The organism is Plantibacter flavus (assembly GCF_051487245.1).
GTDB lineage: Bacteria > Actinomycetota > Actinomycetes > Actinomycetales > Microbacteriaceae > Plantibacter > Plantibacter flavus_B.
The window spans coordinates 504,743-518,528 of record NZ_JAHVDH010000003.1; the positions used below are offsets into that span (position 1 = coordinate 504,743).

15 protein-coding genes are annotated in these 13,786 nt (G+C 68.1%); 8 read left to right on the forward strand and 7 right to left on the reverse strand.

Annotated elements, in window-relative coordinates; all coding sequences use genetic code 11:
* Positions 1-68: 68 nt before the first annotated feature.
* On the reverse strand, positions 69-935 hold the full coding sequence (locus tag KXS11_RS09530; RefSeq protein WP_437385327.1) for an alpha/beta fold hydrolase: 867 nt from the start codon (positions 933-935) through the stop codon (positions 69-71).
* Between the two features lie 357 nt (positions 936-1,292).
* Here KXS11_RS09530 and KXS11_RS09535 point away from each other — a divergent pair, with 357 nt between their 5' ends.
* The 3 genes from KXS11_RS09535 (at position 1,293) to KXS11_RS09545 (ending at position 4,314) form a co-directional block, all read left to right on the forward strand.
* Positions 1,293-2,351: a magnesium and cobalt transport protein CorA gene (locus KXS11_RS09535; RefSeq protein WP_437385328.1), complete on the forward strand. Its 1,059-nt coding sequence runs from the start codon at positions 1,293-1,295 to the stop codon at positions 2,349-2,351.
* A 164-nt stretch (positions 2,352-2,515) separates the two neighbouring features.
* Positions 2,516-2,902 carry a MarR family winged helix-turn-helix transcriptional regulator gene (locus KXS11_RS09540; RefSeq protein WP_437385329.1) on the forward strand — a complete coding sequence of 129 codons (387 nt, stop codon included), beginning with the start codon at positions 2,516-2,518 and terminating at the stop codon, positions 2,900-2,902.
* A gap of 5 nt (positions 2,903-2,907) precedes the next feature.
* Entirely contained in the window at positions 2,908-4,314 is a 1,407-nt protein-coding gene (locus KXS11_RS09545) for an MFS transporter (RefSeq protein WP_437385330.1), read from the forward strand.
* A 76-nt stretch (positions 4,315-4,390) separates the two neighbouring features.
* Here KXS11_RS09545 and KXS11_RS09550 read toward each other — a convergent pair whose 3' ends face one another.
* On the reverse strand, positions 4,391-4,777 hold the full coding sequence (locus KXS11_RS09550; RefSeq protein ID WP_437385331.1) for a DUF3054 domain-containing protein: 387 nt from the start codon (positions 4,775-4,777) through the stop codon (positions 4,391-4,393).
* Positions 4,778-4,902: 125 nt separating this feature from the next.
* Here KXS11_RS09550 and KXS11_RS09555 point away from each other — a divergent pair, with 125 nt between their 5' ends.
* Positions 4,903-5,199, forward strand: a complete 297-nt coding sequence (locus KXS11_RS09555) for a DUF4287 domain-containing protein (protein ID WP_437385332.1) — start codon at positions 4,903-4,905, stop codon at positions 5,197-5,199.
* Positions 5,200-5,269: 70 nt separating this feature from the next.
* On the opposite strand, the gene KXS11_RS09560 is transcribed toward KXS11_RS09555, so the two are convergent.
* From KXS11_RS09560 to KXS11_RS09575, 4 genes are all read right to left on the reverse strand, one after another.
* Positions 5,270-6,082, reverse strand: coding sequence for a CPBP family intramembrane glutamic endopeptidase (locus KXS11_RS09560; protein WP_437385333.1), 813 nt, complete (start codon positions 6,080-6,082; stop codon positions 5,270-5,272).
* A gap of 85 nt (positions 6,083-6,167) precedes the next feature.
* Complete coding sequence (locus tag KXS11_RS09565; RefSeq protein ID WP_437385334.1) at positions 6,168-7,013, reverse strand: transglutaminase family protein; 846 nt, start codon at positions 7,011-7,013, stop codon at positions 6,168-6,170.
* Between the two features lie 218 nt (positions 7,014-7,231).
* Positions 7,232-8,161, reverse strand: coding sequence for an alpha-E domain-containing protein (locus tag KXS11_RS09570; RefSeq protein WP_064295753.1), 930 nt, complete (start codon positions 8,159-8,161; stop codon positions 7,232-7,234).
* Complete coding sequence (locus KXS11_RS09575) at positions 8,155-9,852, reverse strand: circularly permuted type 2 ATP-grasp protein (protein WP_437385335.1); 1,698 nt, start codon at positions 9,850-9,852, stop codon at positions 8,155-8,157. The genes KXS11_RS09570 and KXS11_RS09575 overlap by 7 nt, the downstream gene beginning before the upstream one ends.
* A 268-nt stretch (positions 9,853-10,120) precedes the next feature.
* Here KXS11_RS09575 and KXS11_RS09580 point away from each other — a divergent pair, with 268 nt between their 5' ends.
* Positions 10,121-10,396: a hypothetical protein gene (locus KXS11_RS09580; protein WP_437385336.1), complete on the forward strand. Its 276-nt coding sequence runs from the start codon at positions 10,121-10,123 to the stop codon at positions 10,394-10,396.
* Between the two features lie 80 nt (positions 10,397-10,476).
* Here KXS11_RS09580 and KXS11_RS09585 read toward each other — a convergent pair whose 3' ends face one another.
* Positions 10,477-11,433: an aldo/keto reductase gene (locus KXS11_RS09585; RefSeq protein ID WP_437385337.1), complete on the reverse strand. Its 957-nt coding sequence runs from the start codon at positions 11,431-11,433 to the stop codon at positions 10,477-10,479.
* A 147-nt stretch (positions 11,434-11,580) separates the two neighbouring features.
* Here KXS11_RS09585 and KXS11_RS09590 point away from each other — a divergent pair, with 147 nt between their 5' ends.
* The 3 genes from KXS11_RS09590 to KXS11_RS09600 all read left to right on the forward strand — a co-directional run bounded on the left by KXS11_RS09590 (position 11,581) and on the right by KXS11_RS09600 (position 13,489).
* A complete protein-coding gene (locus KXS11_RS09590; protein WP_437385338.1) occupies positions 11,581-12,015 on the forward strand; it encodes a GNAT family N-acetyltransferase in 435 nt (144 codons plus the stop codon).
* A 53-nt stretch (positions 12,016-12,068) separates the two neighbouring features.
* A complete protein-coding gene (locus KXS11_RS09595; protein ID WP_437385339.1) occupies positions 12,069-12,497 on the forward strand; it encodes a hypothetical protein in 429 nt (142 codons plus the stop codon).
* An 83-nt stretch (positions 12,498-12,580) separates the two neighbouring features.
* Complete coding sequence (locus tag KXS11_RS09600; RefSeq protein ID WP_437385340.1) at positions 12,581-13,489, forward strand: SMP-30/gluconolactonase/LRE family protein; 909 nt, start codon at positions 12,581-12,583, stop codon at positions 13,487-13,489.
* Positions 13,490-13,786: the final 297 nt, after the last annotated feature.

Here is a 13,786-nt window from a genome sequence, read left to right on the forward strand (position 1 = left end):
TGAGCCTTTCGAAGTGAAGCGGGTTCCGGCGGAGATCTCTACGCCTCGACACGCTCGGCGAAACGTGCTCAGGTGCGCGCGTTCAACCAGTCGACGACATCGCGTTCGACCTCGTCGCGGTTCAGCTCGTTGAAGATCTCGTGCCGGGCCTCCGGATAGATGATGAGCGTCACATCGGTCAGCTTCGAGCGGTTCACGTACGCGTCGCGCAGTTTCGTGAGGCCGCGCACGCCCCCGAGGGAGTCGTCGGAACCGCCGATGATGAGCACGGGGAGCTGCCGAGGGAGACGGCGGGGCGGGCGTCCGAGGAACGCGAAGGCCTGGATCGGATTCCACACGGGCTGCACGCCGATGTCGAAGTTGAGCTCGTCGGCGGCGAACGCGTCCCAGGCGGCCGGGTCACGGTTCAACCATTCGAGCCCGGTCTTGCCGGTGGCCCGCCAGCGCTTGTTGAGGTCACCGCTGTTGATGACGCCGGGGACGGCGAGGGAGGTGCCCGACAGGATGAGGAGTTCGTAGAGGTCGTGCTGCGCGACGACCTTCTGCGCCATGAGCGAGCCCCAACTGTGGCCGAGGAGCGCGAGGGGCGGCTCGGGGAACCGGGTGCGCAGGTATCGGCCGACGGCAGCGACCGAGGCGATCGCACCCCAGGTGGTGCGCGGCCCGAGCTTGCTGAGCCCGAGGTGGTTGAGTCCCGTCTGTCCGTGACCGCGGTGATCGTCTGCGGCGACCGTGTACCCGGCGTCGTTGAGCGCCGCTGCGAGCCGCTGGTAGCGGAGCGCGTGCTCGCCGGCGCCGTGTGCGATGTGCACGACGGCGCGCGGGTTCTCGACCTCCCAGAGGTAGAGGTAGATCGTGACGCCGTCGTCGTCGACGATCGTCTCCGTCTCGTACGGTCGTGGGGTGCTGGGCTGGGCCGGAAGCTGCTCGCTCATGCCAGAAGCGTAGGCCCTCCGGCGCTCCACCGCTTCGCCCCGTCCGGGAGACATCAGGCCGGTCAGCGGCATGATCATCCCGACGCGTACGGGTTTGCAGTTCCCAGGGACCAGGCGTACGGTGAACGAGGCCCGAACGGCGGGTCGGCAGGTTTCGACGGAAGCGAGGTGAGCGGCCATGGCTGGTGACAGTATCCGCGCCATCGCACCGATCAGCCGCCTCGCCTCCCGCACCCGGTAGGCGCTGCCGCCACCGGTGCTCGGCGCCCTTGCTCCCACCTCCCTCGGGGTCGACCGTTCGCGGTCTGCTCCCGTGCGGCCGCCACACGGTTCCGTCGATCGATGGACGGAGACCTCATGGCACTCATCGACAACGGCATCTACGTGACCGGGCGACGCTCGGCGAGCCCTCGCTCGCTCGACGCGACGTACGAGCTCCTGAACGAACAGCAGGGCATGGCCTGGATCGGCCTCTACCGCCCCGAGCCGTCGGAGATCCGTTCGGTCGCCCAGGAGTTCGACCTGCATCCGCTCGCCGTCGAAGACGCCCTCAAAGGCCATCAGCGCGCGAAGTTGGAACGCTACGGCGACACGCTCTTCGTCGTCCTGCGCCCGGCACGCTACCTGGACGCTGAGGAGGAGGTCGAGTTCGGCGAGGTGCACCTGTTCGTCGGCCCCGGTTTCGTGGTGACGGTGCGCCACGCGGAGAAGCCAGACCTCGGTGAGGTGCGGCGGCGCCTCGAATCGCGACCCGACATCCTCTGCCTCGGCCCGGACGCAGTGCTGCACGCGGTGCTCGACCAGGTGGTCGACGGCTACGGGCCGGTGGTCGCAGGCCTTGAGAACGACATCGACGAGATCGAGGACGAGCTCTTCGGCGATGCCGCGGACGTCTCGCGGCGCATCTACGAACTGCTGCGGCAGGTGATCGCGTTCCAGCGCGCCACGACGCCGCTGCGGTCGATGCTGCAGAGCTTCCTGCAGGGGGCGGACAAGTACGGTCTCGACGAGGAGCTGCGGAACGGGTTCCGCGACGTCCTCGACCACGTGCTCCGGATCTCGGAGCGCGTCGACTCGTTCCGGCTGCTGCTCCGCAACGCCCTCACGGTGCACGCCACCCTCATGACGCAGCAGCAGAACGAGGAGATGCGACGCCTGTCGGAGGCGAGCCTGGCACAGAACGAGGAGTCGCGGCGGATGAGCGAGACCGCGCTCGCACAGAACGAGGAGATCAAGCGGATCTCCTCGTGGGCGGCGATCCTGTTCGCTCCGACGCTCATCGGCACCGTGTACGGCATGAACTTCGAGGACATGCCGGAGCTCTCCTGGCAGTTCGGCTATCCGCTCGCGATCGGGGCGATGCTGGCCCTCTCCGGAACCCTCTACGCCATCTTCCGCGCCCGCCGCTGGCTCTGACCCGCCCTCCCCTCAGCTCGCGAAGGGTCCCGAATGGCTGGGTCATGAGTTCCGACACCAGCCATTCGGGACCCCTCGCGGGTTTACTTAGGGTTGCTAATTTGCTAGGCTAAGGGAATGTGGCGAGACGAGCGAGCGTAGAAGAGACGGCATCCGAACTCAGGATGGGGACGTTCCGGCTCGCCCGGCGACTGCGCGGGGAGAAGAGCGTCGACGACCTCAGCGATCCGCAGTTCTCCGTCCTCGGCGGACTCTACAAACAGGGTTCCGCCACCCTCAGCGCCCTCGCCGAACGCGACCGCGTCTCAGCACCGTCCATGAACCGCACCGTCAACTGCCTCGAAGAGGCCGGGTACGTCACCCGAGAGACCGACGCGACCGACCGTCGGAAGGTCACCATCGCCCTCACCGAAGCGGGCCACACCACCGTCACCGAGACCGTCCGGAAACGCGACGCGTGGATCACCCAACAGCTGCGCGCACTGACCCCGGACGAACGCGACACCCTCGCCCGCGCAGCCGACATCATGAGGAGGCTCGCCACCCAGTGAGTGCCATGTTCAGATCCCTGTCCAGTACCAACTACCGCATCTGGTTCATCGGCGCGCTCGTCTCGAACGTCGGCGCGTGGATGCAGGCCACCACCCAGAACTGGGTCGTCCTGACCGACCTCACCGACAACGACGCCGTGGCCGTCGGAGCGACGATGGCCCTGCAGTTCGGCCCGCAGCTCCTGCTCGTCCCCATCACCGGACTCATCGCCGACCGGTTCGACAAGCGCAAGATCCTGATCATCACCCAGTCGAGCCTCATGCTCCTGGCCCTCGCCCTCGGCGCCCTGCTCATCTTCGGCCACGCCGAGCTGTGGCACATGTACCTCTTCGCGCTCGCCCTCGGCATCATCAACGCCGTCGACGGCCCCGCACGGCAGACCTTCGTCTCCGAACTCGTCGACGAGCACAACATGTCGAACGCCGTCGCCCTGAACTCCGCCTCGTTCAACGCAGCACGCATGATCGGGCCCGCCATCGCCGGCCTCCTCATCGTCGCGATCGGCTCCGGCTGGGTCTTCGTCGTCAACGGGTTCACCTTCCTCGCCGTCATCGGCGCCCTGCTCGCACTCCGCACCGGCCAGCTGCGGCGAGCGCCGAGAGCCTCCCGTGCCCGCGGCCAGTTCGTGGAGGGCTTCCGGTACGTGCGCGGGCGCCCCGATCTGCTCGTGATCTTCGTGATCGTGTTCCTGATGGGTGCGTTCGGCATGAACTTCCCGATCTTCGCGTCGACGATGGCGGTGGAGTTCGGCAAGGGCGCCGGCGAGTACGGCATCCTCTCGTCGGTGCTCGCGATCGGTTCGCTGACGGGCGCACTGCTCGCCGCGCAGCGGGCACAGGCGCGGATGCGGCTCATCGTCGGTGCGGCCGGGCTCTTCGGTGTCGCAGCGCTGACAGCGGCGTTCATGCCGAGCTACTGGTCCTTCGCGGCCGTGCTGATCCTCGTCGGGTTCTCCACCGTCACCCTGCTGACCACGGCCAACGGGCTCGTGCAGACGAGCACCCATGCTGCCGTCCGCGGTCGCGTGATGGCGCTGTACATGGCGATCCTCATGGGCGGCACCCCGATCGGCGCACCCATCGTCGGTTGGGTGGCGAACACCCTCGGCCCACGGTGGGCGCTGGGGCTCGGGGCGCTCGCGGGCTTCGTCGCGTGCGGCATCGGGCTCGCGTACGGCATCGTCCGTCACCACCTGCGCCTGCAGGTCGCACCCGACTCCCGCTGGCGGCTGCAGTTCACGCACGACGGCGTGGTCGCCCCGGTGACACCGGAGGACTTCTCCGAGCAGATCGCGCTCACCTCGCCGATCCCGCTGCCCAAGCGCGCTGCGGCTCCGCGGATGACGACGCCGGCGGACCCGTCGATGATCGAGTCACTCACTCCTGAGGCTCAGCCGACCACCGTCCGCTAGCTCGCTGCACCACGGACCGACGGTCGGACTCGATCACGACTCCGATCCGCCGGAGGCCGCGGTCGGTGGCGAGAGGCTAGGTTCGGGCTCGGGTCCGGCGCACGATCCAGAGGACGAACCTCCAGCCGAGGAGGAACGCGCCGAGCACCAGCACCGTCACGATGACGAAGCTCAGCTGCACGCCCTGCCCTGCGACGATGCGGAGCAGCATCCCGACGACGACGGTCGACACCCAGACGACGACGCCGGCCCAGCGGTTCGACGTCGTCTCGCGTTGACCCAGCACGAGTGCCAGCATGTGGCCGATCAGCAGGCCGACGGCGAACGGCCAAAGCGTGTTGAGGAGTCCGAGGATGCCCTCACCATGGCTCGCGCGGCCGATGATCACGAACACGATGACGGCGACGAGGTCGGCCACCACGGAGAGCGCGAAGGTGGCGGGGGTCCTGACGGGGCGATCCATCGCCCCAGCCTAGGGTGTGGGACTTCGTTCGCCCTGAACGGTCGCCGGACGTGTGTCCGAACGACCATTCCGGCACGACGAGCCGCTGGCTACGATGGAGCAATCACCGAGGACGGGAGCATCTCATGTCATTCCAGGCCTATCTCGACGCCGTCGAGAAGAAGACCGGGCAGACGCCCCGCGCCATCGTCGACCTCGCCCACGCGCGCGGTTACGACGCATCGACGAAGGCCGGCGAGATCCTCGAATGGCTGAAGGACGACTACGAGCTCGGCCGCGGGCACGGCATGGCGATCGTCCACGTGATCAAGAACGGTCCGACCATCAGCGAGAAGCACGTCGGCACCGATGGCGTCCACCGCGACGAGTCGACCGAGTTGTGGCTCGACGGCGCCGCGACGAAGCCCGACGCCGGGCGCTGAGTCGCCCGAAAGTGTGCCGAAATCGCCGGATTTCGGACATTCCTGGGCAACTCAGCGCAGGAGCGCGACCTCAGTAGATGAAGATCGGGATCCAGTCCGGATTGTGCGCGTGGACGATCGCGAGAAACACGATCGCGTCGAACAACAGGTGCACGGCGAGGACGTACCCGAGCGAGCGCGTCTTCGAGAACAGGTAGCCCTGCAGGAGCGCGAACGGGAACGTGAGCAGCGGACCCCAGGAACGGTAGCCGAGCTCCCACAGGAACGACACGAAGATGACCGCCTGCAGCAGGTTCGCCTGCCACACCGGGAAGTGTCGCCGCAGCAGGGCGAAGCAGGTGCAGATGAAGAACAGCTCGTCCCAGGTGCCGACGGCGTTGACCCCGACGAAGAAGCGGCCGAGTTCCGAGGCGTCGGTGATGTCGGGCCAGTTCTGGTAGGCGCCCGAGCGGATGAAGTAGAACGGGAGGATCGCCCAACCGAGCAGCGGGACGGCGAACAGGTAGGCGATCTCGCCCTTCGTCTTCTTCTCGCGGCTGCGCCAGGGGAAGGTGATCGCCTTCCGGCGGTAGACGAAGCGGTCGATGAGGAGCGGGACGGCGACCGCGAGGAGCAGTACCGTGCCGATGCGGAGGAAGCTCGGCCAGGAGACGTCGGCTTCAACGGACGTCGTCGACACGATGCCGATGCCGATCCCGATGAGCAGCAGGTCCTTCGCGAGCTCCCGGTCGATGATGACGGCGGTGACGAGCGACGCGACGAGCAGCGGGTACCCGGCGAGCGGCTGCATGAACCCGAAGAGGCAGAGGGCCGACGCTGCGAGCAGCATCGCCGGGATCAGTTTGAGCGATGCGTGGGCCGGGGCGTCCGTCTCGGTCTGCATGCCCTTGATCCTACGGTCAGCGCGATGCGCCGGACCGAGCGCGGGTCGCTGGCCGCCGGCGCACCGCGCTGGCCGAGGCAACAGGTCAGGCCTCGCGGGTGATCTCCACCGTCACGAAGAGCTTCGAACGGTACGGACCGGCGTACACGCCGCGGAGGGGCGAGACGTCGCCGTAGTCACGACCACGACCGATGAGCACGTGACGCTCACCGACATCGACCATGTTGGTCGGGTCGAAGCCGCGCCAGTCGCCGCAGAACCACTCGACCCAGGCGTGCGACTCGCCGACCACCGTCTCACCGATCGCCGCGTTTGGCTTCGGGTGCAGATACCCCGACACGTAGCGGGCGGGGATACCGACCGAACGCAGGGCACCGAGCACGATGTGGGTGATGTCCTGACAGACGCCCTTCCGGTTCGCCCATGCCTCGGCCGCCGTCGAGTACACGCTCGTGACACCCTGCACGTAGTCCATCTGCTCGCCGATCTCACGGCTGATCGCCATCGCCGCATCGCACGGGTTCTCATGCTGGTCGGCGATCGACCGGGCGAGCTCGACGAGGTCCTCCGGCGGGGTCGTCCGACGCGTCTGCTCCAGGTGCTCCACCCGCGTGACCGCTGCCTGCGTGGCGATGTCGAGCTGCTCCCAACCGGTGGGGTGCGGCTCGTGTTGGCGCGGACGCACCTCGACGAGACTCGTCGCCGTGAGCGACAGCTCCTCGTGCGGGGTGAGCACCTCGAACGCCGACACCTTCATGCCCCAGTAGTCGGTGTAGGTCGACTGCGAAGCCCCCGGGTGGATGTCGATGTGCGAGTACAGGACGTACTGGTCCTCGGTCGTCACGGGCAGCATGCGGGCCTCGTTGTACGACGCGTTCACCTTGCCACCGTAGGAGAACCCCGTGCTGTGCTTGATGTGGAGGCGGGTCATGACTTCTCTCCGATCCACGCGGTGTCGCATCGAACACCTGCGAAGCACCCATCAGTCTTGGTCACGCAGCTCATGAGTTCTCTCCGATCCATGCGGTGTCGCATCGAACACCTGCGAAGCACCCAGCACTCCTGGTCACGCAGCTCATGAGTTCTCTCCGATCCACGCGGTGTCGCATCGCACACCTGCGAAGCACCCATCAGTCTTGGTCACGCAGCTCATGAGTTCTCTCCAATCCACGCGGGCACCGCATGAGTGGGGAAGTAGCGTTCGCGGATGGCCTCCGACACCTGGCTCGTGACGTTCTGCACGGCGTCCATCCGGCCGGGCAGGTCGACGAGCGTGTCCTGGATCGGTCGGTACTCGAGGTCGCTGCGGATCTGCCCGAGCAGACGCTGCGCCGAATCCACGGTACCGACGCGACCGCGACGCGGTTCGAGGTCGCGCATGCACTCCTCGGCACGACTGATGGAGAACATCACCGAGCGCGGGAAGAGCTGGTCGAGGAGCAGGAACTCCGCGGCGTTCTTGGCGCTCGGCATGCCGCGGTAGGTGCGCAGGTAGGCCTCGTATGCGCCGCACGAACGGAGGATCGTCGTCCAGGACGGCCCGCTCGCCTCGGTCAACGACCGGGTGGCGAGGAGCCTGGCGGTCATGTCGGCGCGTTCCAGGCTGCGACCGAGGGTGAAGAAGCGCCAGGCGTCGTCCCGGCTCGTCGCGGAGTCGACGATGCCGACGGCAAGAGCCGAGCGCTCACGCACCCAGCCGAAGAACTCGTGGACCTTGTCGCTCGCCACACGCCGCGGCATGCGGGCGCGCGTCGTGTTGAGGCACTCCCACAGCTCAGTCGACACGATCTCACGGGCACGCCGCGCGTTCTCACGGGCGGCACCGAGCGAGTACGCGATCGACGCGGGGTGCGTGCGGTCGACGGCGAGCTGCGCGAGGACGTCCTGACGCGTGAGCTCCTGGTCGGCCGGCGCGTCGCTGCCCATGACGGACAGGAGTGAACGACAGGCGGTGTCTTCGTCGATCCACGGGTCCTCGAGCAGGAGCTGCAGGTGGACGTCGAGGATGCGCGCGGTTCCGTCGCTGCGCTCGATGTAGCGGCCGATCCAGAACAGGCTCTCGGCGATGCGGCTCAGCATGATGCGTCCTCCGTCGTCTGCGCCAGCGCCTGCTGCTGCTGCTGCTGCTCCTGCTGATCCTGGTTCCCGGCCGGTCGGTCCTGCGGCGAGTGCTCCGGCGTCGTCCCGTGGTCGTAGATGATCGGGATCGACGTCGTCTCGCTCGTCGCCTGCTCGGCGACGAGACCCTGGATGTCGTGCGAGGAGGCCTCCGGGGCTGCGTTCGGGTCGTAGGCGCGACCGACGACCCAGGTGTCCTTCGAGCCGCCGCCCTGGCTGGAGTTCACGACGAGCTGCCCCTCGGGGAGCGCGACGCGGGTGAGCCCACCGGGCAGCACCCAGACGTCGTTGCCGTCGTTGACCGCAAACGGCCGCAGGTCGGCGTGGCGTGGGCGCATACCGTCCTCGACGAGGGTCGGGATGGTCGACAGCATGACGACCGGCTGTGCGATCCAGCCTCGCGGGTCCTCCTGCAGCTTCGATTTGAGGGTCGCCAGCTCCTCCTTGGAGGCGTCGGGTCCCACGACGAGTCCCTTGCCCCCTGAGCCGTCGACGGGCTTGATGACGAGTTCGTCGAGCCGGTCGAGCACCTCCTCGAGAGCCAGCGGATCCTCGAGACGCCACGTGTCGACGTTCGGGAGGATCGCGTCTTCGGCGAGGTAGTACTTGATGAGGTCGGGCAGGTACGTGTAGACGAGCTTGTCGTCCGCGACCCCGTTGCCGACCGCGTTGGCGATCGTCACGTTGCCGAGGCGTGCGGCGAGCATCAGGCCCGGCGAACCGAGCATGGAGTCGGCGCGGAACGCCAGCGGGTCGAGGAATTCGTCGTCGACCCGGCGGTAGATGACGTCGACCCGGGTCGGGCCCGCGGTCGTCCGCATGAAGACCTTGCCGCCGGAGCAGAAGAGGTCCCGTCCCTCGACGAGTTCGACGCCCATGAGTCGGGCGAGCAGGGTGTGCTCGAAGTAGGCGGAGTTGTAGACGCCGGGGGTCAGCACGACGACGTTGGGGTCTTCGACGCCGGGCGGGGCCGAGGCGCGGAGTGCCTGCAGGAGCTTGTTCGGGTAGTCGCCGACGGGTCGCACACGCATCGAGACGAAGAGCTCGGGGAGCGTCTGCGCCATGACGCGGCGGTTGGAGATGACGTAGGAGACGCCCGACGGCACTCGCACGTTGTCTTCGAGCACGCGCATCTGCCCGTGCTCGTCACGGATCAGGTCGATGCCGGACACCTGGATGCGCACCCCGTTCGCGCTCTGGATGCCGTAGGCCTGCCGGTGGAAGTGCGAGGAGGAGGAGATGAGCTTGGCGGGGATGACGCCGTCGCGGACGGCGAGCTGCGGGCCGTAGACGTCGGCGAGGAAGGCCTCGAGCGCCTTGACACGCTGCTTGATGCCGGCCTCGACCTGCGTCCACTCCTTCTGCTCGATCACGCGCGGGACGGCGTCGAGGGGGAACGGCCGTTCCTCACCCGCGAAGTCGAACGTGACACCTTGCGCAAGGTAGGAGCTGGCGAGGGCGTCGGTGCGTCCGCGGAGCTCCTCCTGCGTCATGCGCGCGAGCGAGTTGTAGATCTCCTGGTACGCCCGCCTGGCGGTCGCCCCGCCTGCGTGCTCCGCCGCTTCGCCGAACATCTCGTCGAATGCGGGAACACCGCTCGCCGTCTTGCGCGGGGCCAGCGTGCCGCCGTATCCGTTGAACAGATCACCCATGGCCCGACTCTACACAGGGCCATGTTGCCGGGGTGTTTCCGGCAGGTGGCCTGGCGTGATCACGGCCCGGCGTGTATCGCGCGCGGTCGCAGGAGGTTCGTGCGGAGACGAACTCATCGCGGTCGCCGAGCCTGTCGAGGTCCGCGCTTCGACACACTCAGGGCCAGGACCCGCCCGCGCCAGCCATACGGCGCCGCCGAGAGAGTCAGGCTGGTATATGACACGCTCAGATGCGCTCACGTGAAGGCGCGACCGGGAGGACATTCGCGTGAAGAGATCTGCCGCGGCGACTGATCACACGTCACACACGAACAGACTGCGCGTCCTCGGGTCCGCGACGGTCGCACTGGCAGCCGTGTCACTCGCGATCCCGCTGGCGTTCATTGGGGCCGGGATCGGTGCGGTACTCTGCGGACGCCGATGGTCCACCGCGTCGGATCGACTGACCCGCTCCGTGCTCGGACTCGGAATCGCCGCGACGATCCTCGCCTTATTGGCGTTGCTGGCGGCGACCTTGGCGCTGCCGCTCGCAGCACACCAGTAATCACCCCACTGAATCGCCCGAATACGCACGGTTTCGGCGGGAAACCGTGCATATCCGGGCGAGTGGGTGTTGCGGAACGATCAGGCGGAGGCGGGGACCGCGACGGACGCGTCGGTCAGGGCCGTGAGCTCTGCCTCGGTGAGCTCGAGCGTGGCCGAGGCGAGGAGGTCGGGCAGCTGCTGGACGGTGCGGGCACTCGCGATGGGCGCGGCGACCGTCGGCTGTGAGCGCAGCCAGGCGAGCGACACGGTCGCGACCGAGACACCGTGCGCTGCGGCCACCTCGTCGAGGACGGGCAGCAGTGCGGCGTGCTCGGCGAGGTACGCCTGGGCACCTTCGGCACGCACGCTGTCGACATCGACGCCGTCGCGGTACTTGCCCGTGAGGAAGCCCTTCGCGAGCGAGAAGTAGGGGAGGACCGCGAGCTGCTCGCGCTCGGCGATGGTGCGCAGCTCCCCCTCGAACTCGCGCTCGACGAGGTTGTAGTGCGGCTGCAGCGCGACCGGACGATGCAGACCCTTCGCATCCGCGATTTCGAACCACTCGGCGATGCGGGCCGCCGTGTAGTTGGAGATGCCGAGGTACCGGACCTTGCCGGCGTCGACGAGCGACGACAGTGCCGTGACGGTCTCCTCGAGCGGGACGGTCTCGTCGTCGAAGTGCGCGTAGTAGAGGTCGATGCGGTCGGTGCGGAGACGCTCGAGCGATGCATCGGCCGCCTTCAGGATGTTGTCGGCCGCGAGCCCCAGGAAGTCGGGGTGCTGGCTGACCTTCGTCGCGATGACGAGGTCGTCGCGGTTGCCGCGCAGCTCCTGCCACTCACCGATGAGGCGTTCGGAGTCGCCACCGGTGTTCCCGGGGACCCAGGCGGAGTAGCCGTCGGCGGTGTCGATGAAGTTGCCGCCGCCGGCCACGAAGGCGTCGAGGATGTCGAACGAGGTCTGCCGGTCGGCCGTCCACCCAAAGACGTTCCCGCCCAGGTTGAGCGGGAAGACGGACAGGTCGGACGTGCCGAGGTTCGTACGCGTGTGAGTCATCTGATGATCCTCCAAGGGTTCTGTTCAGCGGTGTACCGCACTTGACGCTAAGCGAGTCCGCCGGACACCTATTCCGACGTTGCGGAGGATGACAGCGGACCTTCAGCCACGATCGCGGAACGCACGGCGCGTCCTAGGCTGGAAACCATGAACTACGTGGTCGACGACTCCCGTGACCGGATCGACCGAGAGGTCGTGTGGGGCGCTCTGCGCGAGGTGTACTGGGCCAAGTGGCGTTCGCGCGAGGACGTCGAGGCGCAGATCGACGACGCGTGGCGAGTCATCGGCGTGTACGAGGAGGAGACCGGTGAGCAGGTCGGCTTCGCACGTGCGGTGTCGGACGGTGTCGGTTTCGCCTACCTCGCGGACGTCGTGGTGCTCGAAGCGCACCGCGGAAACGGGCTGGGCAAGCGGATCGTGCAGGCGATGATCGACGACGGCCCTGGGCCGCACTTCCGCTGGACACTGTTCACGAGCGACGCCCACGGCCTGTACGAACAGTTCGGCTTCACAGAACCCGACAGGACGGCGCTCGTCCGTCCAGCGGCCGCGCTGCCCGCGCACCCGACGCAGGCGGGCTGAGCACCTCGCCGATTCTCGCCCGACCTCCAGCCGCGACAGGCTAGCGTTGCACCATGTGGATCTCCGACGACGGCCGGTACAACATCGTTGATGTGCCCGAAGACGCCTACCCGGGGCGGGCCTACCTCGTGGAGCTGGTCGAGTCCCTGGAGGCCGACGAACACCACACCCTCGTGACGCGCATGCAGGAGTTCGACGACGCGATGATCGACCGCATCGAGGTGCTCGTCGACGAGGACGCCCCCGAGGTCGCCCCCGATCCTGAGCGTGAAGCCCCCTACGTCGACGAGATGATCCCGCGCCGCGTGCTCGACTCGGTCGACTGGGACGCGATCCTCACGCCGCCCTTCCGGATCGAGGCGATCGACGTGGTCGGTGACCGCTGGCGCCTCGACGCCTGGTCGTTCCTGGAGTCCGTCGTCGAACCTCCCGTCACCCGCCCGAGCGCCCGTAACCTGGGCTCCTCCTCCACCTCGTCCTAGCCCGCGGACGGTCGCTTCCGGCGAGTCAGCGGGGTCGCGCACCGTTCACGCGCGCCCGTTCGCGAGCTGGCTAGGGTGGAGGAATGGACGACGGACGTTGGATTGGACTGCTGGCTGACGGCGCGGAGGTCGAACGGCTGTGGACCGGTGCGGTGTGGAGCGAGGGGCCGGCTTGGATCGCCGAGACCGGGCGGGTGCGCTGGAGCGACATCCCGAACGACCGCATCCTCGAGTTCGACGAGGCGAGCGGTGAGACGACCGTGTTCCGCGACGGTGCGGAGTACACGAACGGCCGCACCGTCGACCGCGAGGGGCGCGTCGTCCAGTGCAGTCATGGGCGCCGCGCCGTCGAGATCGAGGGACCGAACGGCCCGGTGACCCTCGTCGACCGTTGGGCGGGTGGTCGGTTCAACTCGCCGAACGACGTGGTCGTGCATTCGGACGGGTCGATCTGGTTCACCGACCCGGCCTACGGCATCGACCCGAGCGGCCGCGAGGGGCACCCGGGTGAGCGCGAGTACGGCGGGTGCTTCGTCTTCCGGTTCGATCCGGGCACCGGTGGCGTCGAGCCCGTGATCACGGGGCTCGTCGCCCCGAACGGGCTCGCGTTCTCCCGCGACGAGTCACTCCTCTACGTCTCCGACACGGGCGGGGAGGCGGGCGAGGAGACCCTGCGGATCGCGGCCTACGACGTCGCCTCCGACGGCCTCTCGGTCCGGGGCGGCGACACCGCGGGGCGGACCTTCGCTCGCACGGACGTTCCGGCCTCCGACGGCTTCCGGGTCGACGAGGAGGGACGCGTGTGGTCCTCGGCCGGCGACGGTGTCCAGGTGTTCGATGAGGAGGGCCGGACGCTCCTGCGCATCCCCGTCCCGGAGCGCACGGCGAACGTGTGTTTCGGAGGCGAGGACGGACGCACGCTCTACATCACCTCGTCCACGTCGCTGTACCGGATCCGCACGCGGACGACGCAGGCGGGTCGCCCCGTCTGACGGCGGCCGGTCCCCCGACGGAGACCCGGCCACCGCATCGGACCAGGACGTGACATTCACCCTCGCGGTTCGCGACTCGTCACCGAGAGAGTCGTCCCACCACATCGTCACGCTGACTGGGAGCAGGGGATCGCCCGAGGGCGGGAGTGCGGACGGGGCCCAGCGACAGACGCCGTCCTGGACGAGGTTCTGCACCTTCCACTCGGCGGAGGGCGGCTGCGTCAACCTGGACCACGGCCAGCAGGGGCTCGGCAGTGCTTCGTGCAGCCCCGCACTCCCTGACCGCTACCGAGTTCC

Coding starts and splice junctions, on each gene's coding strand:
- KXS11_RS09535 (WP_437385328.1), top strand. CDS start 1,293: ATGGCACTCATCGACAACGGCATCTACGTGACCGGGCGACGCTCGGCG.
- KXS11_RS09585 (WP_437385337.1), bottom strand. CDS start 11,433: ATGACTCACACGCGTACGAACCTCGGCACGTCCGACCTGTCCGTCTTC.
- KXS11_RS09560 (WP_437385333.1), bottom strand. CDS start 6,082: ATGCAGACCGAGACGGACGCCCCGGCCCACGCATCGCTCAAACTGATC.
- KXS11_RS09565 (WP_437385334.1), bottom strand. CDS start 7,013: ATGACCCGCCTCCACATCAAGCACAGCACGGGGTTCTCCTACGGTGGC.
- KXS11_RS09530 (WP_437385327.1), bottom strand. CDS start 935: ATGAGCGAGCAGCTTCCGGCCCAGCCCAGCACCCCACGACCGTACGAG.
- KXS11_RS09590 (WP_437385338.1), top strand. CDS start 11,581: ATGAACTACGTGGTCGACGACTCCCGTGACCGGATCGACCGAGAGGTC.
- KXS11_RS09540 (WP_437385329.1), top strand. CDS start 2,516: ATGGGGACGTTCCGGCTCGCCCGGCGACTGCGCGGGGAGAAGAGCGTC.
- KXS11_RS09575 (WP_437385335.1), bottom strand. CDS start 9,852: ATGGGTGATCTGTTCAACGGATACGGCGGCACGCTGGCCCCGCGCAAG.
- KXS11_RS09550 (WP_437385331.1), bottom strand. CDS start 4,777: ATGGATCGCCCCGTCAGGACCCCCGCCACCTTCGCGCTCTCCGTGGTG.
- KXS11_RS09595 (WP_437385339.1), top strand. CDS start 12,069: ATGTGGATCTCCGACGACGGCCGGTACAACATCGTTGATGTGCCCGAA.
- KXS11_RS09600 (WP_437385340.1), top strand. CDS start 12,581: ATGGACGACGGACGTTGGATTGGACTGCTGGCTGACGGCGCGGAGGTC.
- KXS11_RS09555 (WP_437385332.1), top strand. CDS start 4,903: ATGTCATTCCAGGCCTATCTCGACGCCGTCGAGAAGAAGACCGGGCAG.
- KXS11_RS09545 (WP_437385330.1), top strand. CDS start 2,908: ATGTTCAGATCCCTGTCCAGTACCAACTACCGCATCTGGTTCATCGGC.
- KXS11_RS09570 (WP_064295753.1), bottom strand. CDS start 8,161: ATGCTGAGCCGCATCGCCGAGAGCCTGTTCTGGATCGGCCGCTACATC.